Origin of the sequence: Parabacteroides sp. CH2-D42-20 (genome assembly GCF_003670185.1) — a bacterium.
Lineage (GTDB): Bacteria > Bacteroidota > Bacteroidia > Bacteroidales > Tannerellaceae > Parabacteroides > Parabacteroides distasonis.
In genome coordinates this window covers 1-1,897 of sequence record NZ_RAYG01000064.1, presented here as the reverse complement: position 1 = coordinate 1,897, position 1,897 = coordinate 1, and the positions used below count along the sequence as shown (strand labels likewise).

Here is a 1,897-nt window from a genome sequence, read left to right as displayed (position 1 = left end):
AGCAGCACTTTTTCTTCTGTTTTCTGGCTGTTTGTTTCTCTTTTTCTGGATAAGAGAAAAATTCAAGGATAAGTAAATATTTTTCATTCTCTTACTTGGTTGATGTATAAACACTTTTCGTACCTTTGTGGCAATTCTACACGTTCATAGCGTTGAACCTCTGTGGAAGGACATAATTAACGAAAGGTGTTATTGATATTATCTTCTATTATCAAATCTCGCAAATTTGAATAATTACCACGAAGATGATAGCAATAGCACCCGCATCATTTGATATATACTTACCTGTGAAGGGTAAACTATATCCTATTGGTGTGGGTTGCTGTTGCTTTATCCGTGGTAAAGGCAATGCGAGAGCCTGATAATAGGATAAAGTAAATAGTGTTCCCACACCTTTTTTATTATTTCACTTTCCATAGGGGACAAGGAAAAGCAAATTTATTTGAGTATGAATTACACAATTCAATTCAGGTACAATGGTAAAGAACATATTTTATATCGTTCTTTTGACAGGGAATACAAGGTTAGTGATTCTCCTATCATTCTTAATGATTTGTCTTATTCACAGGCTGTTGATTTTTTGAAAACAGAAGGCTTATGGCTGGATGATAAATCTATTGAAATGCTTCGGCTTTATAAAAAGGGAGATGAGCTTCTTTTTGATCTGAATGAGTTTAACAATCAAAAGTAATCGGTTATGAAAACAAACAGATTTTTTACAGCTATTTTAGCGTTGGTTTTGTGTGTGAACTTCATTTCTTGTGATGATGATAACGAACGTGTTGAATCTAATACGACTGATTATGTTAGTGATATACTACCAATTGAAACAGGGGTTTTCTATTTTGATGGACTTGGTAATTATACCAATTATGGAGAAGAATGCTGGTTTAATATTGAAAGTCAAGGGAAGGTATCAGTTATTGAAGAAGGTGAAGACATAAATGTAATTTTTGAGTATAGTGATGAAGGAGATACTGATACTTATCGAAAAGGTGTTAAGCAAGGAAATGAAATAGAATGGTATGGAAATCATGGATATGCGCCTAATTATCGTGATATACAGTTCTTGTTTTATTTTGCTTTAACAACCAATGGAAAGAAAGCTCTTGTTAAACATTCCTATGGGACTCAGAATAAGGATTTTTATTATCTTAAATGATTACAAATGTATTCTGAGATAACCAATTTATATTTAGACAATAAGTGAAACATTGAAGAATAATCTATCTAAAATCGTTTTACTTCTTTATTAGATAAAGAAAAATATCCATTAATATTGTGCAAAAAAATGAAAACAAATAGATTTTTTACAGCCATTCTTTCAGTGGCTTTGTGTGTAAACTTCGTTTCTTGTGGTGACGATGATGATAATAATATCATTGATCCAGAGAATGCCGTTAAGAGATTGCTCTCTATTAGTTACAAGGATCAATCGGGAACAGGTTTATTCAATATTGAATATTCAGGCGAACAAGTTTCTAAAATAACAGATACATATAAAAGTTCAGGCTATAGTAAAACATGGGTATCGAATTATACTTATACAACAAATGGTGTTACAGAAAAAGTTGATATTCAAAATTCTGATGGAGAAGATTTTTCTAAAGTAACCAACTATACATTAAATGATAAAGGATATGTTGAAAAAGGAGAAATGGATGATGGCGGTATCTGGAGTTATACTTATTCTGGTGATTATATGACTTCTGTCATTTTGATGTTTAACGGACGAAAGGATGTTGAAGATAAATATAATTTTAATGATAAAGGACTGATGGTTAGTAACGATTCATTTGATAAAGGAATCGAATACACTGATATACCTAATCTTGGAGGACTGTTTTTGGCTTATACAGATGATGCTTTAGGACTTGACTATTGTAATTTGCAATAT

2 protein-coding genes and 1 pseudogene are annotated in these 1,897 nt (G+C 31.6%); all 3 read left to right on the top strand.

The features are described 5' to 3' along the window. Positions 1–448: 448 nt before the first annotated feature. Positions 449–691 (top strand): hypothetical protein, encoded by a 243-nt coding sequence (locus D7V92_RS21550; RefSeq protein WP_121773765.1) that lies wholly within the window; start codon positions 449–451, stop codon positions 689–691. A 6-nt stretch (positions 692–697) separates the two neighbouring features. Then, positions 698–1,162 carry a hypothetical protein gene (locus tag D7V92_RS21545; RefSeq protein ID WP_121773764.1) on the top strand — a complete coding sequence of 155 codons (465 nt, stop codon included), beginning with the start codon at positions 698–700 and terminating at the stop codon, positions 1,160–1,162. Between the two features lie 129 nt (positions 1,163–1,291). Next, positions 1,292–1,897, top strand: a pseudogene (locus tag D7V92_RS21540) (hypothetical protein); the annotation flags it as partial.

Coding starts and splice junctions, on each gene's coding strand:
- D7V92_RS21550 (WP_121773765.1), top strand. CDS start 449: ATGAATTACACAATTCAATTCAGGTACAATGGTAAAGAACATATTTTA.
- D7V92_RS21545 (WP_121773764.1), top strand. CDS start 698: ATGAAAACAAACAGATTTTTTACAGCTATTTTAGCGTTGGTTTTGTGT.